The sequence below is a fragment of the Nonomuraea guangzhouensis genome, assembly GCF_019396345.1.
GTDB classification, from domain to species: domain Bacteria; phylum Actinomycetota; class Actinomycetes; order Streptosporangiales; family Streptosporangiaceae; genus Nonomuraea; species Nonomuraea guangzhouensis.
Window position 1 is genome coordinate 72,835 of record NZ_JAHKRM010000019.1, and the last position, 21,327, is coordinate 94,161.

Here is a 21,327-nt window from a genome sequence, read left to right on the forward strand (position 1 = left end):
ACCCTCGCCGGGCGGGTCAGCCGAGGCCGTTGGAGGTCAGCCATTCCTTGGCCACCGTGGCGGGCTCGTCCTTGTTGACGGCGATCTTCTGCATCATGTCGAGCAGCGACTGCGTCGAGAGCTTGGCCGAGATGGCGTTGAGCGTGCTGGTGATCGTGTCGTTCACGGCCGCCTTGTTGACCAGCGGCGTCACGTTCTGGGCGGCGAAGAGGTTCTTCGTGTCCTGGAGCGAGACGAGGTTGTTCGCGGCGATCTTCGGGTCCGTGCTGAACACGTTGCCGACCTGGACCGTGCCGTCCTTGATGGCGTCGGCCGTGGTGGCGCCGGTGGCCTTCCAGTCCTTGAACTCGATCCCGTAGACCGACTTCAGCTCCTTCTCCCAGCGCTGCTTGAACTCGGGCGGAGCGCCGATGACCCAGGTCTTGGAGACCTTGGCCAGATCTTCCATGGTGTTGAGCGACTGCTTGGCCTGCTCGTCCTTGGTGATCGTCAGGGTGTCCTTGTCCTCGGCGGGCGAGGAGTCGAGGACCTCCAGCTCGGGCGGGAGCTTCGTCTTGAGCTCCGCGTTGACCTCCTCGGTGGTCTTCGCCTTGGTCGCCTTGTCGACGAAGGCCAGCAGGTTGCCGTTGTACTCGGGCACTATGGTCAGCCCGCCGCTCTTGACCTGGTCGTAGATGACCTCACGGGTGCCGATGCCGGGCTTCTCCTCGACCTGTACACCCTTGGCCTCCAGTGCCTGGGCGTAAATGGAGGCGAGCAGCGTGTTCTCGTCGAAGTTGGCGGAACCGATGATCACCTTGCCCCCGCCACTGGCGGACGCCGAGCCGCTGGGCGCCGCGCTCGTGGTGTTGAGCGGGTTGCCTCCACCGCCGCCGCCCCCACACGCGGTCAACGCGAGCGTCGCCGACAGCAGCACCGCCGCAGTGCTGAACATGCGTTTCATCCTTATTTCCTTCCTAAGCGGCAGGTAATAGAGAGATTAGCGGACCTTGACCCGCTGACTCACCCCTGGAGAGACCGTCACCCACCGAACAACGGTGAACAGGACCTGCACGACGAGCGCGAACAACACAATCAGTACTGAACCCCCAACCACGCTGGCGTAATCCTGCGTGGCGAATCCATCGATAACGAATCGGCCGAGCCCGCCCAGCCCGGTGTAGGCCGCGATCGTGGTCGTGGCCACCACCTGGATGGCCGAAAGCCGGAGCCCCAGCAGGATCAGCGGCAGCGCCACGGGCACCAGCACCCGCCCGAGCACCTGCCCGCTGCGCAGCCCCATCCCGTAGGCGGCGTCACGGAGCTCCGGGTCCACACCTCTGATGCCCTCGAAGGTGTTGACCAGGATCGGTGGTATGGCCAGCAGGACAAGAGGGATGATCACCGGCAGGATCGACGCGGTGCCGAGCAGCAGCACGAACATCACCAGCAACCCCAGCGTCGGCAGCGCCCTGGCCAGGTTGGCCGTGACGACCACACCGAGGCCGCCCTTGCCGGTGTGCCCGATCAGCAGGCCGAGCGGGATCGCGATCAGCACGGCCAGGACCAGCGCCATGACCGAGAATTCCAGGTGTTCGAGCAGCCGCGCGGGGATGCTCGCGGGTCCCGACCAGTTCTCCGCCTTGCCGAAGAACTCCAGCAGCCAGTTCACGCGGACCTCCTAGCCCTGACCCAGGGGGTCAGCAGCCGCTGCGCGAGCACCAGGAGACCGTCGGCGACCAGGGCCAGCAGCACGATCAGCACGATGCCGACGAGCGCGGGCGGCACGAACGGGTTCTGGTACGCCCTGGTGAACAGCATCCCCAGACCGCCCTGCCCGATCAGCGCGCCGACACTCACGAGGCTGATGCTGGAGACGGCGACGACCCGGAGCCCGGCGAGCACGACCGGCGTGGCGATCGGCAGCTCGACCTGCACCAGGCGGCGCAGCGGGGTGAACCCCATCGCGACGGCCGACTGCCGCACATGCTCGGGCACCGCGCCGAGCCCGTCCACCACGGACGGGATGAGCACGGCGCAGGCGTAGAGGGTCAGCGGCACGATCACCGTCGTCTTCGACAGGCCGGTGAACTGGATGAGCAGCATGAAGACCGGCAGCGATGGGAGCGCGTAGAAGACGTTCATCACGCCGGACGTCGGCTGGTAGAGCCAGCGCCAGCGTACGCAGGCCAGCCCCAGCGGCAGCGCCAGGACCAGCGCGACGACGATCGGCACCAGGGACATGATCAGGTGGTCGCCGAGCAGGTTCTTGATGCTGTCGACCCGGCCGGTGTCCCAGTTGCGCGCGATCCACTCCCATACGGAAGGAGGGCCGTCAGCCATCGGCCGCCTCCGCCAGAGCCTCGTCGAGCGCCTCTCTGGTGGCCACGCCGACGACCTTGCCGTCCTCATCCACGGCCACCGCGCAGCCCGACGGCGACAGCAGCGCCGCGTCGAGGGTCGAGCGCATCGAGTCGCGGCCGAGCACGAACGCCCCGTACGGCTCCAGCTCGCCGAGCCGCTCGCGCGAGATCCAGCCGACCGGCCGGTCATCAGCGGTGACGACGAGCAGCCACGGCTCGTCCGTCGGGCCCTCGAACCCCTCGGGCACGGTCAGGTCGGAGCGCAGGCGCAGGCCCTGCGTCGAGATGAACTGCAAGCGCCTGATGCCCCGGTCATGACCGAGGAACTCCCGGACGAAGTCGTCGGCGGGCTCCGACAGCAGCGTCTTGGGATCGGCCAGCTGCGCCAGCTTGCCGCCCACGCGCAGGACGGCGACCTTGTCGCCGAGCTTGATGGCCTCGTCGATGTCGTGGGTGACGAAGACGATGGTCTTGTTCAGCTCCGCCTGCAGTCTGAGCAGCTCTTCCTGGAGGCTGGTGCGCACGATCGGGTCGACCGCGCTGAACGGCTCGTCCATGAGCAGCACCGGCGGGTCCGCCGCGAGCGCCCTGGCCACGCCGACACGCTGCTGCTGACCGCCGGACAGCTGGAACGGGTAACGCTCGCCCATGACCGGGTCGAGCCCCACGCGTTCGAGCAGCTCCATGGCCCGGTCCCGGGCCTTCTTGCGGTCCCAGCCGAGCAAATAGGGGACGGTGGCGATATTGTCAACGATCTTCCGGTGCGGGAAGAGCCCCGCCTGCTGGATGACGTACCCGATGCCACGCCGCAACGTCGGCGGATCGATGCCCTGCACAGGCACGCCGTCAAGGAGGATCTGCCCCTCTGAGGCATCGATCATCCGGTTGATCATTCGTAGGGACGTCGTCTTCCCGCACCCCGAGGGACCGACGAACACAGTGATCTCACCTGTCGGTGCCTCAAGGCTCAGGTGATCAACAGCGACCGTGCCGTCCGGGTAGCGTTTGGTGACGTCGTCAAATGTGATCACGCGCGACCTCTCGCGTTCGTGGCGGAGGCCGCAGCCCCCTGCTACAGCCGCCGCATGATCTCTCAGAAGGCGACAAGACTACGGTGATCCTGCCCGCTCTGTCCCCCCGGTCCCCTGTGAAACGCTTCAGCTAGCTGCAAGTTTCATACGAAATGCCGTGCTGCTAGTGCGCTTTACCTGGGTAAGTTGGCATGATTACCACCACAGACATCGACGCCGCACCCCCCACCCTCAAGCGTCCGTATTTCAGCAAGAGGATCCGGCCCCGTGACACACTCGCTCACCGATCACCCCTCCCAGGCGGAACTGATCGCGGAGCTCTACGACCGTTACGCCGCCGGGCTGTTCGCGTACTGCGCTGACCAGCTCGGGGACCACGGTTCCGCAGCCGACGCCCTGGTGTCCGTCCTCTCGAGCGTCCCGGCGACGCCGCCGCCCCGCGCCGCGCTGTTCGCGTTCGCCCGGCGCGAGATCCACCGCCGCGACGTCGTCTACGCGCCTTCGGTGGTCGACCCGCTGATCGACCCGGCGTCCGCGCTGGTGGAGCGGGCGCTGCGGGAGTTACGCCCGCACCAGCGCGAGGTGCTCGTGCTGGGCGAGGTGTGCGGGCTGGATCTGGCCGAGCTGGCCTGGGTGCTCGACGTGGCGCCCGACACGGCGGACGAGCTGGCCACCAGCGCCGCGCTCCGCTACCGGCAGGCGCTCGACACCGCGCTGGCCTACGTCGGTCCCCGCATCCCCAAGCCGGTGGCCGACGTCTACGGGGCGCTCGGTGTCGCGCCGCTGCGCGACGTGCTGGGGCGGCTGCCGTGGCCGTCGCCGCCCGAGCATCTCCACTCGCGTTTCGTGTCCCAGGTCATGCGTGGTCGTACGGCGGCGCCGATGTTCGTCAAGCCGCTCTGGCCGGGGCCGCCGACGTGGCCGCTGCCGTTAGGTGAGGCGGATCCGGCGACCACCACGGGGATCTTCCCGACGGAGCTGCTGACGCCGCCGTCGCCGTCCCGGGTGCCGGAGCACGAGGCGCCCACGGCGCCGATGCCGAAACTCCGTTTCGGGCCCGACGAGGCGTTTTCTGGGACCGGCCAGCCGTTTTCCGGGCTCGATCAGGCGTTTTCCGGGATCGGGCGGCGGCTGGAGGGGCCTGGCCGCGTTCCCTCCGGCCCCGACCAGGCGGCGCCCGGCGCGGACCCGGCTCCGGCGGGACAGCGGTTCTTCACGCCCCGGCCGACGAGCGCCCGATCAGCCTGGGAGGCCCTTTTCGGCGCCCGCCCACCCAAAGACGCGCCCTCCACTGCGAAGCCATTCCCGGACCCGCTTTTCGGTGCGTGGCCGCCCGAAGACGGGTCCTCGGGCGCGAAGCCGGTGCATGACGGGCTGTTCCGTCTGCCGCAGCCCGTCGAGCCGGGCTCCGGGAAGCCGGTCGGCGAGGCCGTGACGAAGCCGCCTTTCCCGCTCTCGGCGTCCATTCCCGGCGATGTGCTGGACGACGACGCGGTGACCCAGGAGCTGCCCGCCATCGGCGACATCCTCGTGCACAAGGGCCCGGCCAGGGAGCCGGGCGCCCTCTTCGTCCCGAGGTCCGCCGCCAAAGAGCCCGTCTATCGGATGCCGGTCCCGCTGATGTTCCCGCCCAGCGTGGACGACCTGCCGATCGTGGACGACCTGCCCGACGACTTGCCGGACATGCCGGCCGTACCGGAAGCCCGGGTACGGCCCGGCCGGGACAAGCACTACGACTGGGCGTGGGAGCTGGTCGGGTTCCTGGTCTGCGTCGTCATCGCGATGATCGTGTTCTTCGCGGTCCCGCTCGTCATCGGGCCGTAAGTCAGTCGGCCGAGAGGATCAGGCCGCTGGTCGGGACGCCGGTGCCGGCCGTGACCAGGACGTTGCGTACGCCGCCCACCTGGTTGGCGGAGGTGCCTCTGACCTGGCGTACGGCCTCGGCGATGCCGTTCATGCCGTGGATGTAGGCCTCGCCGAGCTGGCCGCCGTTCGGGTTGACGGGCAGGCGGCCGCCGAGCTCGATGCCGCCGTCCTGGAGGTAGCCGGGGGCCTCTCCCCGGCCGCAGAACCCGAGCTCCTCCAGTTGGGCCAGGACGAACGGGGTGAAGTGGTCGTACAGGATGGCTGTCTGGATGTCCTGCGGGCTCAGGCCGGACATTTCCCATAAGCGTCGCCCGACGACTCCCATCTCCGGCAGACCGCTCATGTCATCGCGGTAGTAGCTGGTCATCATCATCTGCCCCACGCCCGCGCCCTGCGCGGCGGCCGTGATCACGGCCGGGGAGCGGCGCAGGTCCCGGGCCCGTTCGGCGCTCGTGACCACCAGGGCCACGGCCCCGTCGCTCTCCTGGCAGCAGTCGAGCAGGTGCAGCGGCTCCACGATCCACTTGGACGCCTGGTGCTCCGCCAGCGTGATGGGCCGGCCGTGGAACCAGGCGGCGGGGTTCGTGGCCGCGTGCCTGCGCATGGCGACGGCCACCCGGCCGAAGTCCTCTGATGTGGCGCCGTAGGTGTGCATGTACCGCTGGGCGAACATGGCCACCCACCCGGCCGGCGTCATCAGCCCGAACGGCACGTGCCAGCTCATCTCCAGCCCCTGCGAGGTCGGCTGCCCGCCCAGGCGCGCGTCGGGCTGCCCGAACCTGCGGCCGGACCGCTCGTTGAACGCCCGATAGCAGACGACGGTGTTCGCCGCTCCGGTCGCGACGGCCATGGCGGCCTGGGCCACCGTGCCGCACGCCGCCCCGCCGCCGTACTCGACCCGCGAGAAGTAGGTGAGCTCACCGGCGCCGATCTCGCGGGCGACGGCGATCTCCTGGTTGGTGTCCTGGGTGAAGGTCACCATCCCGTCCACGTCACCCGGCGCCACCCCGGCGTCGTCGAGCGCGGCGAACACGGCCTCGGCGGCCAGCCGCAACTCCGACCGGCCGGACCGCTTGCTGAACTCGGTGGCGCCGATGCCCGCGATGGCGGCTTGGGACTTGAGCACTTACCGCTCCTTCGTTGAGGTGATCAGGTCTTGAGCCGCCGCTACGTTCCCGCGTGGTCAGGGGGCTGAGGGGAGGGTGAGGGTGATCGTGCCGGTGGCGTGGTCGCCGAGGCTGACCTTGCCCCGCACCTCGACCGTGAACTCCCCCGCCTCCCGCGAGACGATCGTGCCGTTGAAGCTCAGCCGGTCGCCCGCGTACGCCGGGACGCCGAGCTTGACCTTGATGCGCCGGATGATCGCCTCAGGACCCGCCCAGTCCGTGACGTACCGTTCCACCAGCCCCATCGTGGTCAGGATGTTGAGGAAGATGTCCTTGGAGCCCTGCGCGCGGGCGCCCTCGACGTCGTGGTGGACCGGGGTGAAGTCCATGGTGGCGAGAGCGGTGGAGACGACCACCGTGGGCGTGAGGTCGATCGACAGCTCGGGAAGCACCGAACCGATCTCGACCTGGTCTTCGGTCAGCGTCCGCATCACGACTCCCATGGCGCCCACATAGGAAGAACAAGTTCGTCGTCCAAAGCACGATATGTCGTACGCAATGCCATGCCGATACCCACGGCGTCGGGCGGGCAGTCCACGATGTTCCCCACAATCCTCACCCCTTCTGGCAGCTCCACCACTGCCACCACAAAGGGCGTCTCCCGTCCCGGGACCGGGGGGTGGTGGTGCACGACATAGCTGTAGACGGTGCCCTCGCCGCTCGCCACGGTGTGGGTGCGGTTGGTGGAGCGGCAGGCGGGACATATCGGGCCTGGCGGGTGGCGTAGCTCGCCGCAGTCGGCGCAGCGCTGGATGCGCAGCTCGCCCTGCTGGACGCCTTCCCAGAAGAAGGCCGTGTCGTCGTTGACGGCGGGCCGCAGGGGGTACGGTTTGCGGCTCGCCTCCGGGGCTGGTGCGGCGGTGGGCGGCGGTTGCTTGGGGGTGCGTGGGCGAAATTTCAGGATCCGGAACATCATCTCGGCCACTGGGTCGTCCGCGTCGCCGTACCAGGTGACGTTCCAGGTGGCGAAGTAGCCCTCGCCGAGCGCTGTCCGCTTCGGGCCCACGAGGCTGGTGAAGCGGGTCGACGGGGTCAGGCGCTCGCCCAGCCGGGCGTACCGGTGGTAGGTCTGCTCGCAGTTCGTCGCCACCACGCCCGTGTAGCCGTGGGCGTTCAGTGCGGTGATCATGTCGTCGACCGGCGAGCGATCCTTGGTCCCCCGGCGGAGGCCCTGCATGGTCCAGACCTGGATCATCGCGGGTGGGGCGAGGCCTTTGTCGAGGTAGGCCGGGTTCGTGTCGCCCATGGCGTCCTGCCAGTGCCTGATCATGGGCTCGTTCACCGGGTCCGGCGCGGCGGCGCCGCGCACCTCCCCGAGGGCGATCTGCTTGTCCGCCAGCTCGCGCAGCTCCCTGTCCGCGCTCAAGGCGCCGGTCGGCTGGGCGTCCGTGGTCGAGGCATCGGCCGGCTGGGCGGCGGTTGTGCGGGCGTCCGTCGGCTGGGCGTCCGTCATCGGGGCGGCCTCGGGAGGCTCAGGCCGAGCATCGCGATCAGCTCGCGTTGCACCTCGTTCACCCCGCCGCCGAACGTCAGCACCACCGCGCCCTTCACGCCGTGGTCGAAGCGCTCCAGGAGCTCGGCCGTCTCCGGGTCCGACGGGTCGGCGTACCGGGCCAGGATGTCGGCGATGAGCCGGCCGACCTCCTGCACCCGCTCCGAGGCGTAGATCTTGGTGGCGGACGCGTCGGGCGCGCCCAGCCAGCCGAGGTCCATGTTCGCCGCGACCTGCCAGTTGAGCAGCTCGTTCGTCCGGAAGTAGGCCCGCACCCTGCCCAGCGCCCGCCGTACGTCCGGCTGGTCCACCAACCCGGTACGGCGCGCCCAGGCCAGGAAGCGGTCGTAGGTCTGGCCGAGGTTCCCGGCGGGGCCGAGTGTGACGCGTTCGTGGTTGAGCTGGTTGACGATCAGGTCCCAGCCTTTGTCCACCTCGCCCACGACCATGTTCGCCGGGACGCGGACGTCGGCGTAGTAGGTGGCGTTCGTGTGGTGGCGGCCGTCCATGGTGATGATCGGCGTCCAGGAGAAGCCCGGGTCGTCGGTCGAGGCGATCATCATCGTGATGCCCTTGTGCTTCTTGGCATCGGGGTTGGTACGGGTGGCCAGCCAGATGTACTGGGCGTAGTGGGCGCCGCTGGTGAAGATCTTCTGGCCGTTGACGACATAGTGATCGCCGTCGAGCACCGCCGAGGTCCGGAGCGAGGCCAGGTCCGTGCCCGCCTCGGGCTCGCTATAGCCGATCGCGAAGTGGCACTCCCCTGCCAGGATGCTCGGCAGGAACTTCTCCTTCTGCTCCGGCGTGCCGTACTGCATCAGGGTGGGACCGACCGTCTGCAACGTGATGATCGGGTACGGCACCCCGGCCCGGGCGACCTCGTTGGCGAAGATCTGCTGTTCGAGCGGGCCGAAACCGCCGCCACCGTACTCCTTCGGCCAGCCGAGACCGAGCTTGCGGTCGCGGCCGAGCCTGCGGCAGTGCTCCATGTAGGCGGTGCCGAACGGGTCCTCGGCGATCTTGCGGCGGTCCTCCTGGGTGAGGCAGTTCTGGAAGTACTCGCGCAGCTCGTCGCGGAGCCTGCGCTGGTCGGGGGTCAGGTCGATCAGCATCAGACGAGCGCTCCGATCAGGTCGAGCTGGGCGTCGGCGCCGCCGAGCAGGTGCGTCAGGTGCTTGGCGTGCGCGAAGTAGCGGTGCAGCGGGTACGTCACGTCGAGACCCAGGCCGCCGTGCAGGTGCTGGCAGGTGTAGAGCGCCGTGAACGCCTCGCTGACGTGGAACGCGGCCACGGCCAGGTCCTCCTCGGCCGGCAGGTCGTTGGCGAGCAGCCAGGCGCCCGACCACACGGCCACGTCGAGCGCCCGCGTGGCGATGTAGACGTCGGCGATCTGCACGGTGACCGCCTGGAACTCGGCCAGGGCCCGGCCGAACTGCTTGCGGTTCTTGATGTACTCGGTGGTCAGTTTGAGAGCGCCGGCCAGCACGCCACTGGCCTGGGCCGCGACGGCCGCCGTGAAGAGCTGCCGCAGACCGGAGACCGCCTCCGGACCGGCCAGCCGCTCGGCCGGCGTCCGGTCGAACACGACGGTGGCCAGCGCCTCGCCGTTGGCGGCGAACTCCGGCCGCGCCGTCCACGAGCCGGTGGCCACGAACACGCCTTCATCGGCGGTGACCAGCACGTACGCGGCCTCGTTCCCGTACGGGACCCCGACCTTGCGCCCGGTCAGCACCCAGCCGTCGCCGTCCCGCTCGGCGGTGGTCAGGGGCGGGTCCGCCAGTGCCCTGCCCGGTTCACGGAGTGCCACCGTGCCGACGCTGTCAGCCGGCTGCTGCTCCGGGTCCGGAGACGTGCCCACTGTCTGCCCGTACCGGGCCATCGCCAGCGTGCTGACCAGCGTCGCCAGCGCGGGCACCGGCGCGGCCCGCGCGCCGACCTCGCGGAGCACCACGGCCAGTTCGACGGGCCCGAGCCCGGCGCCGCCCGCGTCCTCCGGCACGCACACGCTCATCAGCTCCGCCTGGGACAGCGTCTGCCAGAGCCCCTCGTCGTAAGGCAGGCCGCTCTTCTCGTGCGCCTCCAGCCGCTCCGAGGTCGCCTCCTTGCCCAGGAGATCGGCGGCCAGGATGCGCAGGTCCTGTTGAGTGTCATCCAGGTTGAAATCCACTATTTCTCCAAAAGGTGTTGCCGGCCGTGCCGGGCGAACTCCCGCTCGATCGCCGCGACGTCCTCGCCCTTCAGTAATCGGAGCTCCACACCGGTCGGACGCCACCAGACCGGGTCGGCCGTCCGCCAGCCCTCCTTCACCAGGACCCGCTTGACGACCTTGTGCGAGGAGGTTTGGGGTAGACCATCGGAGATGCGTACGTACCGGGGGAACGACTTGGCCCCCAGGTCGCGGCGAGCGGCGAGGAAGCTGCCGAACGCGGCGGGGTCGAACAGCGCTTCCATGACGAGCGCCGCCATGACCTGGTCTCCGGCCGCCGCGTCCGGCACCGGGTAGACGGCCGCCTCGATCACCCCCGGGAACTCCCGCAGGACCGCCTCGATCGGGGCCACCGCCAGGTTCTCGCCGTCCACGCGGAGCCGCTCGGTGCCCCGCCCGGCGAAGAACACGTAGCCGTCGGCGTCCGCGTACGCCAGGTCGCCCGACCAGAACGCGCCCTCCCGCATCCGCTCGGCGTCGGCGTCCGGGTCGTTGTAGTAGCCGTCGAACAGGCCGAGACCGCCGGTGTTCACCAACTCGCCGACCGCCTCGTCGGGGTTGAGCAGCCGCCCGTCCTCGACGCGGCCCGGCGGGCACGGCAGGCCGGTCAGCGGGCTGCGGATCTCGATGCCCAGCGGCAGCCTGCCGAGACAGCCGGGCGGGCCCGTCGGATCCGGGCTGAGCGAGATGGCCGTCTCCGTCGACCCGAACGCGTCGATCACATGGCAGCCGAACCGCTCCCCGAACCGCCTGGTCGCCGTGGCGCTCCCCTCGTTGCCGAAGGCGAGCCTCAGGGGGTTGTCCGCGTCGTCCGGCTGCCGGGGGGTGGCCAGGACGTAGGAGAGCGCCTTGCCGACGTAGTGGAGGTACGTACAGCCGTAGCGTCTGATGTCCGGCAGCAGGCCCGACGCGGAGAACCGCCGCCGCAGCACCAGCGTCGCCCCCGACGCCACGGCAGGCGCGTACGCCGCCATGACGGCGCCGGAGTGGAAGAGCGGCATCGCACAGTAGACGGCGTCGGTGGGGCTGAGCATCGCGGCGAGCGAGACACCGGGGACGGCGATCTTCCGGTGCGTGATCCGCACCGCCCGCGGCCGGCCGGACGTGCCGGAGGTGAAGATCAACATGACCAGCGCGCCAGGATCCGGATCCGGGTCGCGTACGTCCGGGTCTGTCGTGAGGGCCGAGCCCCAGTCCGGGATGGGCGCCGACGCCACTCCCAGGGCGTCGGCCACGGAGTGCGCCACCGCCTCGTACGGGCCGTCCCACAGCAGCAGGCCGACGTCGGTGGCGCGGGCGTCGCGGGTCAGCTCTTCCACCGAGCGGGTCGGGTTCAGCGCCACCAGCACCCGCCCCGAGAGCGCGGCCCCGCCCAGCAGGAACACCATCTCCGGCACGTTGTCGCAGAGCACCGCCACGTGCGGCGGTCCGTCGAAGGCGCGGGTGTTCAGCCAGGCGGCGGCGGTGCGGCAGGCGGCCACCTGCGCGCGCCACGACCACACGCGATCCTCGAAGACCAGCCCCGGACGGTCGTCGCCGGCCCGGGCCAGCAACAGTGCGGCGAGCGTGTCCGCGGCCATCGACCCTCCTAGCAAGCGCCCGGTCAACAGTTCCGCAAACTAGAACAGATTCTAATCTCTGTCCATAGGCGACACATCACAACAACTCCGGATATATGCCTGTAGCGGCCCAGACATGCGTCTATACAGGTTCTTTGTGACTCGCGGGTAACAAGCCGAGTTATCGAGAAATCAGATAACGTGTTCTCATGCGTACTCCGCAGCCGTCGTCCGCCGCGCCCCCCAGCGACACCGAGGGGATCATGGAGAGCCATTCCACATCCGGCGGTCACAGCGTCCGTACGCGTAGCCAGCACCAGCGCCGCAAGCGCATCGTCCAGGCCGCCGCCGCCCTCGCCTCGCGCGGCGGCGTCGAGGCGATGCAGATGCGCACGGTCGCCGAGCGGGCGGGCGTCGCGCTCGGCACCCTCTACCGCTACTTCCCGTCGAAGATGGACCTGGTCGTGGCGGTCGTCGGCGAGGAGATCGACCTGCTGGAGAGCAGCATCGAACGCCGCCCGCCGAGCGCCTCCACCCCGGCGGGCCGCGCGGTCGACGTGCTGATGCGGGCCACCCGTGGCCTCATGCGCGAGCCCGAGCTGGCCGACGCGCTGATCCGGTCGCTGATCATGGCCGAGGTGGAGACCCCGTTCGGCGATCGGATGACGGGGCTGCTGCTGCGGGTCTCGGCCGGGCTCACGCGGGAGCGGGCCAGCGAGGTGCAGCTCGACCTGGCGGGGTCGCTGTCCAGCGTGTGGGTGCAGGAGCTGCTGGAGATGCTCCGTGGGCGCCGCACGTACGAGCAGATCCAGCGCCGCATCGAAATCGCCGCCGCCCGGCTGGTGAACGACCTCTCCACGGCGTAAGAACCACCGCTATTTTTTACGGCACCGCCTGGCCGGCGCCACCCGCCGCACATGGCTGAGGACCTCCAGGGAGACGGCCTCTGACCCGCACGGGGCTGGGCGCCGTGACGGCGTGTTCTTGGCCGGTGGCGTGGTCGGCCGACAGCCGGCGGGTGGCCTCAGACCACAGCCCTGAAGGTGCGGCGATACGTGTGTGGGGACACTCCCAGTGACGCGTGCAGGTGTTGTCTCATTGAGGCGGCCGTGCCGAAGCCCGACTGTTCCGCCACCCGGTCCACCGGCAGGTCTGTGGTCTCCAGGAGGTGTCTGGCCAGTTCGATGCGTTGACGGGTCAGCCATTGGCCGGGGCTCTGGCCTACTTCGTGGCGGAAGTGGCGGGTGAAGGTGCGTCTGCTCATGCCCGCGTGTTCGGCCAGGTCGGCCAGTTGAAGGGGCTCTGACAGGCGTTGGAGGGCCCAGGCTCTGGTGGGGGCGGTGCCGGTTGCCGATGGTTCGGGGACCGGGCGTTCGATGTACTGGGCCTGGCCGCCGTCCCGCCACGGGGGGACGATGCAGTGGCGGGCCACCTGGTTGGCGACCTCGCTGCCGTGGTCGCGCCGTACCAGGTGCAGGCAGAGATCCACGCCCGCTGACGCGCCCGCCGAGGTGAGTACGTCGCCGTCGTCCACGAACAGCACATCCGAGTCCATCCGCACCCCCGGGAAGAGGCGGGCGAAGCGCTCGGCGTGCCGCCAGTGGGTGGTGGCCGGGCGGCCGTCGAGGCGGCCCGCGGCCGCCAGGACGAAGGTGGCGATGCAGATTGACACGACCCGGGTGCCCGGACGTACCAGGGAGAGGGCGTCGAGCAGTCCGGGTGGCAGCGACTCCGGGCCGGTGATGTCCGCGAAACCTGCGGCGGCGGCGATGACGACCGTGTCGGCGGTGGCCAGCGCGCTCGCGTCGTGTTCGACGGCGATCGCGTAGTCGGCGGCCGTGGCGACGGGGCCGCCGTCGAGCGTGCAGGTGACCACTTCGTAGAGCGGCTCGTCTCCCGGACCCCGTGCCGTAGAGAAGATCCTGGAGGGCACGCTCAGCTCGAACGGGATGACGTTCGGCAGCGCCAGTACGACCACACGATGCATGGCCCGATCTTTACACATCTTGGCCACTGGGCCACTCGCAGATCGGTACCCCGGCGCAGCACCCTTGGGGGCATGAAGATGCGCGCGATCAGCCAGGACGCCCTGGGCGGACCGGAAGTGCTGAAGACAGTCGAGGTGGACAGGCCCACGCCGGGGCCGACCGAGGTGCTCGTGCGGGTGCACGCGGCCGGGGTCAACCCCGCGGACTGGAAGACCCGGGCCGGCGGCGGTCATCTGAAGGTGCCGTTCGTGCTCGGCTGGGACGTTTCCGGCGTCGTCGAGCAGGTGGGCCTGGGCACGACCATTTACCAGCCCGGTGACGAGGTCTTCGGCATGCTCCGCTATCCGTACGGCAACGGCGCCTACGCCGAGTACGTGAGCGCCCCGGCCCGCCATTTCGCCCCCAAGCCCGCGAACCTCGACCACACCCAGGCGGCCGCGATCCCCCTCGCCGCGCTGACCGCCTGGCAGGCGCTGGTGGACACCGCCGGGCTGACGGGGGGCCAGCGGGTGCTCGTGCACGCGGCGGCGGGCGGTGTGGGGCACTTCGCCGTGCAGATCGCCAAGGCACGCGGCGCGTACGTCATCGGCACGGCCAGCGCCGCCAAGCACGACCTGCTCCGTGACCTCGGCGCCGACGAGCTGGTCGACTACCGCCACGAGGACTTCGCCGAGGTCGTCCGCGACGTCGACGTGGTGATCGAGACCATGGGCGGCGACTACGGCCCGCGCTCGCTGCCCACCCTGCGCGAGGGCGGCACGATCGTCTCGCTGGCTCTCTCGCTCCTGGACGCGGACCTGCACGCGCAGGCCGCAGAGCGGGGCATCCGGTCGGCGGCCATGCTCGTCGAGCCCGACCACGCCGCGATGAGGGCGCTGGCGGCGCTGGCGAAGGCCGGGAAACTGCGGCCCGAACTGGCCGCCGTGCTGCCGCTGGCGGACGCGGCCAAGGCACACGAGCTGGGCGAGTCCGGCCGTACAACGGGGAAGATCGTCCTGTCCGTACGGCAGTAGATCGTCCTGTAGGTACGACAAGTAGACGGGAAGGACGATCAGGACCCGACAGGGCGACCCTAGAACCGGCCCCACGGCCATGCCCCCGCAGGACGACCGCGGGGCCGGAGCGGAACACCTGTATGGACTCGGTGGCGGCCGGGAACTCATCGGTTTGTCGGTGGCGGAGGCTATACAGGGGGTATGACAGACAGGCCGTCAAACGAGGACTTCCTCCGGCAGGCCGATCCGCTGCGGCGCGAGTTGCTGGCGCACTGCTACCGCATGCTGGGGTCGGTGCACGACGCCGAGGACCTCGTCCAGGAGACCTACCTGCGCGCGTGGCGCGCCTATGACGGGTTCGAGGGGCGTTCGTCGCTCCGCACCTGGCTCTACCGGATCGCCACGACGGCCTGCCTGACGGCGCTCGACAGCCGGAGCAGGAGGCCGCTGCCGACCGGGCTCGGCGCGCCGGCGTCCGAGGCGACCGGTCCCCTGGTCGAGGGGGACGAGGTGCCGTGGCTGGAGCCCATACCCGACGGGATGGTCGGCGCCGGGGCCGGCGACCCCGCCACCATCGTCACCTCGCGTGACAGCATCCGGCTCGCGCTCATCGCCGCGCTGCAGCACCTGCCGCCCCGGCAGCGGGCGGTGCTGATCCTGCGTGACGTGCTCAAGTGGCGGGCCGCGGAGGTGGCCGAGGTCCTCGACACCACGACCGTCGCCGTCAACAGCACCCTGCAGCGCGCCCGGGCCCAGCTCGACGAGGTGTCGCCGAGCCTCGACGACCCGGTGGAGCCGTTGACGGCCGAGCAGCGGGCCCAGCTCGACCGCTATGTGGCGGCGTTCCAGAATTACGACGTGGCGGGCATCGTGCAGCTGTTCACGAAGGACGCGGTCTGGGAGATGCCGCCGTTCACCGGGTGGTATCAGGGTGCCGACAACATCGGCCGGCTCATCGTGACCAACTGCCCGGCGAAGCAGCCCGGCGATCTGCGGCTGATGCCGATCGAGGCCAACGGGCAGCCGGCGTTCGGGATGTATTTCCGGCGCGGCGACGTCTATGAGGCGTTCGGGCTGCCGGTGCTCACGTTCACCGGTTCGCGGGTCAGCCATGTCGCGATGTTCTTCGACCTCGGCCTCTTCGACACCTTCGGGCTGCCTCGCACACTGAGCGGGGCTTCCACCAGAAACTAGAACGCGTTACAGTCACGACCGGAGCATCGTTCTGGAGGCGACTGTGGGCACACCGGTGATCGTCGAGGCCGTCCGCACCCCCATCGGCAAGCGCGGCGGCTGGCTGGCCGAGCTCAAACCGCAGCAGGTGCTGGCCACCGCGCTCAACGGCCTGATCGAGCGGTCCGGGATCGACCCGGCGATCGTCGAGCAGGCCTTCGCCGGGTGCGTGACCCAGGCTGGCGAGCAGGGCGGGCATGTGGGGCGGCACTCCTGGCTGTACGCGGGCCTGCCGTACCAGACGGGGGTGACCACGGTCGACGCGCAGTGCGGATCGTCGCAGCAGGCCGTGCACCTGGCGGCGGCGATGATCAGGGCCGGCGTCATCGACGTGGGCATCGGGTGCGGGGTCGAGGTGATGAGCCGGGCGCCGCTCGGCAGCAACGTCCTGCCCGCCAAGCCGAAGCCCGACGACTGGAACATCGACCTGCCCGACCAGTTCACCGCGGCCGAGCGGATCGCGGAGCGACGCGGGCTGACCCGTGAGCGACTCGACTGGTTCGGGGCGCGCTCGCAGCAACTGGCCGCCAAGGCGTGGGCCGACGGGCGGTTCGAGCGGGAGATCGTGCCCGTCGGGCAGGTACGCAGGGACCAGGGCTTACGCGAGACCACCGTCGACGGGCTCGCCAGGCTCAAGCCGGTGATGGGCGAGAACGGCAGGCACACCGCGGGCACCTCGTCGCAGATCTCCGACGGCGCCGCCGCGGTGCTGGTGATGGACGAGGAGACGGCCTCACGGTACGGCCTGCGGCCCCGGGCGCGGATCCTGGCCCAGGCCCTCGTCGGCGCGGAGCCGTACTACCACCTCGACGGACCGGTGGACGCGACGGCGAAGGTGCTCGCTTCGGCCGGGATGGCGATCGGCGACATCGACAGGTTCGAGGTGAACGAGGCGTTCGCGTCGGTCGTGCTGTCGTGGGCGAGCGTGCACGAGCCCGACTTCGACCGCGTCAACGTGAACGGCGGCGCGATCGCGCTCGGCCACCCCGTCGGCGCGACGGGAGCACGGCTGCTCACGACGGCGCTGCACGAGCTGGAGCGCTCCGACTCGGCGACCGCGCTGGTCACGATGTGCGCGGGCGGCGCGCTGGCCACGGCCACGATCCTCGAGCGCATCACGTAATCCGGTACCGATCTCACTTTTCTTTCCCGCACACTCGACCGAGGATCAGCACGCTCAACGGGGGATATTAAATGAAAACGACCCGGCGCAGGCCGTACGCCGAGCAGCGCCCGCAGGACCTCGGCGGCGGGGTGTGGAGCGTGCCCGTGCCGATCCCCGGCAACCCGCTCGGCTACACGCTCGTCTACGCCGTCGACTCCCCCAAGGGTCCCGTGCTGGTCGACGCCGGCTGGAACCACCCGGACGCCTGGGCGGCCCTCAGCGGCGGCCTGCGCACGCTCGGCCTCGACGTGACCGCGGTCACAGGCGTGGTCGTCACCCACTTCCATCCCGACCACGCCGGGCTGGCCGGACAGGTCAGGGCGGAGTCCGGCGCCTGGATCGCGATGCACGAAGCGGACGCCGCGCTGGTCCGGCTCATGCACAGCTTCGCCGACGGCGAGCACCGTGACTTCCAGGCCGACATGCTCCGGCGGGCGGGCGCCGGGCAGGACGACGTGGCGGTCGCGACGGCCGGCCGCCCGGACACGCCCGCGCTGCCCGACCGCGAGCTGCGCGACGGCGACCTGGTGGACCTGCCGGGCCGCAAGCTGCGGGCCGTGCACACGCCGGGCCACACCCCCGGCCACATCTGCCTGCACCTGGAGGACGCCGACCGCCTCTTCACCGGCGACCACGTCCTCCCCGACATAACCCCCCACGTCGGGATTTATCCCTATGACCGGGATGATGTCGATCCTTTGGGTGATTTCCTGGAGTCCCTGGACCGCGTCGGCGAGTTGGGCGCGCTGGACGCACTGCCCGCCCATGAGTGGATATTTCCAGATGTAGCCGCACGCGCCGCCGAGATCCGCCACCATCACGAGGAGAAGCTCCAGCGGCTCGGCGCCCTCCTGTCCGAGCGCGCGGAACCACTGACCATCTGGGAGACCGCCGCGATGATGACCTGGAACCGGCCCTGGGACGACCTGTCCCCCATACTTCGCGGCATGGCCGCGGGCGAGGCCGCGGCGCACCTGCGCACATTGGAGGCGCGTGGCGCGATCCGGCGCGTCCCCGGAGTCGATACGGTGCGCTTCCAGGCCATAGAATCCTAGACATCCGATGTCTAGGGAGAAAAGCGTGGCGGTCACCGACGCGGCCATCGACAAGATCAAGCAGATGATTCTCTCGGGCGAGCTCACGCCCGGCGACCGGCTGCCGAAGGAAGCCGACCTGGCCGAGCGCCTCGGCCTGTCGCGTAACTCGCTCCGTGAGGCCGTACGCGCGCTGGCGTTGATCAACGTCCTCGACGTACGGCAGGGCGACGGCACCTATGTCACCAGCCTCGAGCCGCGCCTGCTGCTCGACACCATGTCCTTCGTGCTCGACCTGCACCGTGACGACACGGTGATCCAGTTCTTCGAGGTACGCCGCATCCTGGAGCCCGCGGCGACGGCGATGGCGACCGAGCAGATGACCGACGCGGAGGTCGACGAGCTCCGGGTGATCCTGGAGTCGCTGCCATCCGCGCCAACGGTGGAGGAGCTGGTGGCCAACGACCTCGACTTCCACCATCGGATCGCGCGAGGCTCGGGCAACAGCGTGCTCTGCTCGTTCATCGAGAGTCTGTCCGGGCCGACGACCCGGGCGCGGATCTGGCGCGGGCTGACCCAGGAGGGCGCGATGGAGAAGACGCGGGAGCAGCACACCGCGATCTACGAGGCCATCGCCACCCGTCAGCCCGACGTGGCCCGCTCCTGGGCCACGGTGCACATCGCGGGAGTCGAATCCTGGCTGCGCAAGGCCCTCGACTAGGGGTAGATACCGTGCGTGCCCGACAAACTGGAGAAATATCGCAGTAAACGCGACGCCAGCCGTACCCCCGAGCCCGTCCCCGGCGCGGCCCCCGAGCCGGGCGACGGCGCGGCGTTCGTGATCCAGGAGCACCACGCCCGTTCCCTGCACTGGGACCTGCGACTGGAGCGCGACGGCGTGCTCGTCTCGTGGGCGGTCCCCAAGGGGCTGCCCGCCGATCCGAGCACCAACCACCTGGCCGTGCACACCGAGGACCACCCGATGGAGTACCTCGACTTCCATGGCGAGATCCCCAAGGGCGAGTACGGCGGCGGCACGATGACGGTCTGGGACCGCGGCACGTACGAGACGGAGAAGTGGTCCGACCGCGAGGTCAAGGTGGTGCTGCGGGGCTCGCGAGCCTCGGGGCGGTTCGTGCTGTTCCAGACGGACGGCAAGAACTGGATGATCCACCGCATGGACCCGCCCACCCGCGACCCCCTGCCCTCGCTCGACCCGATGCTCCCGGTCGAACGGACCCGGCTGCCGCGCGACGCGGACGGGCACGCGTTCGAGTTCGCCTGGGGCGGGGAACGCGTGCTGGTGCCGATCGACGGCGGGCGTACGGAGGTGGCGCGGCGCTATCCGTGGCTGCGCCCGCTCGCGGCGTCGTTCGGCAGCCGCGCGGCGGTGCTGGACGGCGAGGTCGTCACGCTGGCGGGTGCGGAGGTCCTGGTCTGCTACGACCTCCTCTACGACGACGGCCACTCCCTGGTCGCGCTGCCGTACACGGCCCGCCGCGCGGCCCTCGAAGCGCTCGGGCTGGCGGCCGCCCGCTGGCAGACCGCCCCCTCGTGGCCTGGCCAGGCCAAGCCGGTACGGCAGGCGGCCCGCGAGCAGGGGTTGCCCGGCGTGGTCGCCAAGCGCCTGGACTCTCCCTACGAGCCGGGCGAGTCGAAGTCCTGGATCTTCGTCCCCGCCTAGCTCCGGCCGGCGATCTTCACCCGCGCTTCACGCCCCACTTCACCCCCGTCGAGCGCCGACTGGTTCGTCGGGCGTGAAGTGCAGGGCGGGCAGGGCGTCCGGCGTGAAGACGTCGTCCAGGCGCCAGCTCGCGTAGCGGTGCTCGCACGGCGGGCCGGTCGCGATGGACAGGACGCGCTCGTCGAGGTCCATCACGATCGAGTACACGGTGGTGGACAGGTCGGCCTCCGCGGCGGCCGGGTCTCGGTGCCGGCAGATCCCGTCGGGGAAGGAGAAGTGGTCGCGCAGCGCGGCCACGATGTCCTCGACGGTCAGCGCACGTACCCGGGCCGCGTCCTCCAGCAGGTGACGGACCCGCGCCGGCCGCAGCAGCGTCAACGCCGAGGCCGCCACCTTCTCGTCGTGCAGCGGGAGCGGGCACTGGAAGTGGTTGGAGTGCGCCAGCAGGCCGTCCTCCGGCAACAGGTGCCCGAACACGCCGGGCGCCACCTCCAGATCGATCGCCTCACCCCCGGCGTCGGCGATGAGCAGGTTCCCCGAGGAGACGCGGGTGACGTTCAGCGTCCTGCGCAGCGCGGTGCTCATCCGCGGCGCGTTCAGCACCCCGCGCAGCAGATAGTGGTACGGCACGCCCTCGCCTCCGGTGTCCCGGTCGGAGACGAGCAGGTTGGCGCAGACGCCGATGCCCGCGGAGTTCAGCCCGCTCTTGGCCAGCATGCCCGCCTCGGCCAGCGTGAGCACCGAGAAGCCCTCGGTGTCGCGGGTCGCCAGCAGGAACGTGACGGGTCCCTGTTCGGGGTGCCAGTCCCAGTTCTGCGCGAGCAGGGTGTGGTCGTCGCGCGTGTACTGCGGCAGCACCGCCAGCGAGGTGCAGCCCTCGTCGTGGTAGCCGGTGCCGTAGAGCAGCTCGGTGCGGGCGTTGAGCGCCGTGATGTGCTCGACGCGCCTGCCCGCGCCCTCGGCCAGACCCTCCAGCATCTCCGCGATCGTACGGTCGTAGTCGCGCGCCACGCGGAGATAGGTGGCGCCCCAGCGCAGCACGTCCGCGTCCGAGAGCCCCGCGTCGTCGCGGAACCTACGCAGGTACGTCGCCAGGCTCCGCTCGACGAGATCGCTGGTCCTGCGGCCGATCTCGGCCCCCATCTGACGGGGCGTCCCTTCGACGGCGACGAGCGGCGGGCCTGCCGCCGGGTTGGGCTGACCGTACTCGATCATGAATCCTCCAGTCGTCCGAACACGCTGCGCACCTAGAGGCTGCCCTGGTTCAGCAGCCCCATTACCGGCTGGCCCAGAATCCGGGATCGACCGGGGATTGCGGACGGCAACCGCTTGCGCCGTACACGGACCGAGGCTATGCCGCACTGGCGGGACATCTACGGGCTGGCGACCAATGCATCACGATCACTGCGACCAACGCGTCACGATCATTGCGACCAGCGCGTCATGGGGGTAGCGGCCAGAGCGTCACGATCATGGCGACCAACGCGCCATCGGCCGGCATGTGCAGAGATCGGTTAAGGGATACTCAGGGGATGCGGATTTCCGAAATATCGCCTGATGGTGAGT

Annotated in this window: 20 protein-coding genes; 8 read left to right on the plus strand and 12 right to left on the minus strand. The window is 70.0% G+C overall.

Annotated features, from left to right (window positions below):
- Positions 1 to 16: 16 nt before the first annotated feature.
- The 4 genes from KME78_RS35055 to KME78_RS35070 are packed head-to-tail and all read right to left on the minus strand — an operon-like array spanning position 17 to position 3,373.
- Positions 17 to 934 (minus strand): ABC transporter substrate-binding protein, encoded by a 918-nt coding sequence (locus tag KME78_RS35055; RefSeq protein WP_246652621.1) that lies wholly within the window; start codon positions 932 to 934, stop codon positions 17 to 19.
- Positions 935 to 979: 45 nt separating this feature from the next.
- Positions 980 to 1,651 (minus strand): ABC transporter permease, encoded by a 672-nt coding sequence (locus tag KME78_RS35060; protein ID WP_219533730.1) that lies wholly within the window; start codon positions 1,649 to 1,651, stop codon positions 980 to 982.
- A complete protein-coding gene (locus KME78_RS35065) occupies positions 1,648 to 2,322 on the minus strand; it encodes an ABC transporter permease (protein ID WP_219533731.1) in 675 nt (224 codons plus the stop codon). The genes KME78_RS35060 and KME78_RS35065 overlap by 4 nt, the downstream gene beginning before the upstream one ends.
- On the minus strand, positions 2,315 to 3,373 hold the full coding sequence (locus KME78_RS35070) for an ABC transporter ATP-binding protein (RefSeq protein WP_219533732.1): 1,059 nt from the start codon (positions 3,371 to 3,373) through the stop codon (positions 2,315 to 2,317). The genes KME78_RS35065 and KME78_RS35070 overlap by 8 nt, the downstream gene beginning before the upstream one ends.
- Positions 3,374 to 3,640: 267 nt before the next feature.
- Here KME78_RS35070 and KME78_RS35075 point away from each other — a divergent pair, with 267 nt between their 5' ends.
- Positions 3,641 to 5,197 carry an RNA polymerase sigma factor gene (locus KME78_RS35075; protein ID WP_219533733.1) on the plus strand — a complete coding sequence of 519 codons (1,557 nt, stop codon included), beginning with the start codon at positions 3,641 to 3,643 and terminating at the stop codon, positions 5,195 to 5,197.
- 1 nt (position 5,198) lies between these two features.
- On the opposite strand, the gene KME78_RS35080 is transcribed toward KME78_RS35075, so the two are convergent.
- The 6 genes from KME78_RS35080 to KME78_RS35105 are packed head-to-tail and all read right to left on the minus strand — an operon-like array spanning position 5,199 to position 11,683.
- A complete protein-coding gene (locus KME78_RS35080; protein ID WP_219533734.1) occupies positions 5,199 to 6,365 on the minus strand; it encodes a lipid-transfer protein in 1,167 nt (388 codons plus the stop codon).
- Positions 6,366 to 6,422: 57 nt separating this feature from the next.
- Positions 6,423 to 6,836: a MaoC family dehydratase gene (locus tag KME78_RS35085; RefSeq protein ID WP_219533735.1), complete on the minus strand. Its 414-nt coding sequence runs from the start codon at positions 6,834 to 6,836 to the stop codon at positions 6,423 to 6,425.
- On the minus strand, positions 6,836 to 7,858 hold the full coding sequence (locus KME78_RS35090; RefSeq protein WP_219533736.1) for a bifunctional MaoC family dehydratase N-terminal/OB-fold nucleic acid binding domain-containing protein: 1,023 nt from the start codon (positions 7,856 to 7,858) through the stop codon (positions 6,836 to 6,838). Before KME78_RS35090 ends, KME78_RS35085 begins: the two co-directional genes overlap by 1 nt.
- Positions 7,855 to 9,009, minus strand: a complete 1,155-nt coding sequence (locus KME78_RS35095) for an acyl-CoA dehydrogenase family protein (RefSeq protein ID WP_219533737.1) — start codon at positions 9,007 to 9,009, stop codon at positions 7,855 to 7,857. Before KME78_RS35095 ends, KME78_RS35090 begins: the two co-directional genes overlap by 4 nt.
- Positions 9,009 to 10,064, minus strand: coding sequence for an acyl-CoA dehydrogenase family protein (locus KME78_RS35100; RefSeq protein ID WP_219533738.1), 1,056 nt, complete (start codon positions 10,062 to 10,064; stop codon positions 9,009 to 9,011). Before KME78_RS35100 ends, KME78_RS35095 begins: the two co-directional genes overlap by 1 nt.
- Positions 10,064 to 11,683 (minus strand): AMP-binding protein, encoded by a 1,620-nt coding sequence (locus KME78_RS35105; protein WP_219533739.1) that lies wholly within the window; start codon positions 11,681 to 11,683, stop codon positions 10,064 to 10,066. The genes KME78_RS35100 and KME78_RS35105 overlap by 1 nt, the downstream gene beginning before the upstream one ends.
- Positions 11,684 to 11,925: 242 nt before the next feature.
- On the opposite strand from KME78_RS35105, the gene KME78_RS35110 reads away from it, so the two are divergent.
- Positions 11,926 to 12,528, plus strand: a complete 603-nt coding sequence (locus KME78_RS35110) for a TetR family transcriptional regulator (protein ID WP_246652650.1) — start codon at positions 11,926 to 11,928, stop codon at positions 12,526 to 12,528.
- Between the two features lie 158 nt (positions 12,529 to 12,686).
- Here the strand turns inward: KME78_RS35110 and KME78_RS35115 are convergent, their stop codons facing one another.
- Positions 12,687 to 13,649, minus strand: coding sequence for a GlxA family transcriptional regulator (locus tag KME78_RS35115; RefSeq protein ID WP_219533741.1), 963 nt, complete (start codon positions 13,647 to 13,649; stop codon positions 12,687 to 12,689).
- A gap of 78 nt (positions 13,650 to 13,727) precedes the next feature.
- On the opposite strand from KME78_RS35115, the gene KME78_RS35120 reads away from it, so the two are divergent.
- The 6 genes from KME78_RS35120 (at position 13,728) to KME78_RS35145 (ending at position 19,761) form a co-directional block, all read left to right on the plus strand.
- Positions 13,728 to 14,663, plus strand: a complete 936-nt coding sequence (locus KME78_RS35120) for an NADP-dependent oxidoreductase (RefSeq protein WP_219533900.1) — start codon at positions 13,728 to 13,730, stop codon at positions 14,661 to 14,663.
- 183 nt (positions 14,664 to 14,846) lie between these two features.
- Positions 14,847 to 15,839, plus strand: coding sequence for a sigma-70 family RNA polymerase sigma factor (locus tag KME78_RS35125; protein WP_219533742.1), 993 nt, complete (start codon positions 14,847 to 14,849; stop codon positions 15,837 to 15,839).
- Positions 15,840 to 15,882: 43 nt separating this feature from the next.
- Positions 15,883 to 17,001, plus strand: a complete 1,119-nt coding sequence (locus KME78_RS35130; protein ID WP_219533743.1) for a steroid 3-ketoacyl-CoA thiolase — start codon at positions 15,883 to 15,885, stop codon at positions 16,999 to 17,001.
- Between the two features lie 71 nt (positions 17,002 to 17,072).
- Complete coding sequence (locus KME78_RS35135; RefSeq protein WP_219533744.1) at positions 17,073 to 18,098, plus strand: MBL fold metallo-hydrolase; 1,026 nt, start codon at positions 17,073 to 17,075, stop codon at positions 18,096 to 18,098.
- Positions 18,099 to 18,123: 25 nt separating this feature from the next.
- Positions 18,124 to 18,798 carry a FadR/GntR family transcriptional regulator gene (locus KME78_RS35140; RefSeq protein WP_219533745.1) on the plus strand — a complete coding sequence of 225 codons (675 nt, stop codon included), beginning with the start codon at positions 18,124 to 18,126 and terminating at the stop codon, positions 18,796 to 18,798.
- A 15-nt stretch (positions 18,799 to 18,813) separates the two neighbouring features.
- Complete coding sequence (locus tag KME78_RS35145; RefSeq protein WP_219533746.1) at positions 18,814 to 19,761, plus strand: DNA polymerase ligase N-terminal domain-containing protein; 948 nt, start codon at positions 18,814 to 18,816, stop codon at positions 19,759 to 19,761.
- A 39-nt stretch (positions 19,762 to 19,800) separates the two neighbouring features.
- Here the strand turns inward: KME78_RS35145 and KME78_RS35150 are convergent, their stop codons facing one another.
- The gene (locus KME78_RS35150) at positions 19,801 to 20,976 is read right to left on the minus strand and encodes a C45 family autoproteolytic acyltransferase/hydrolase (protein WP_219533747.1); all 1,176 of its coding nucleotides are present in this window, start codon (positions 20,974 to 20,976) and stop codon (positions 19,801 to 19,803) included.
- Positions 20,977 to 21,327: the final 351 nt, after the last annotated feature.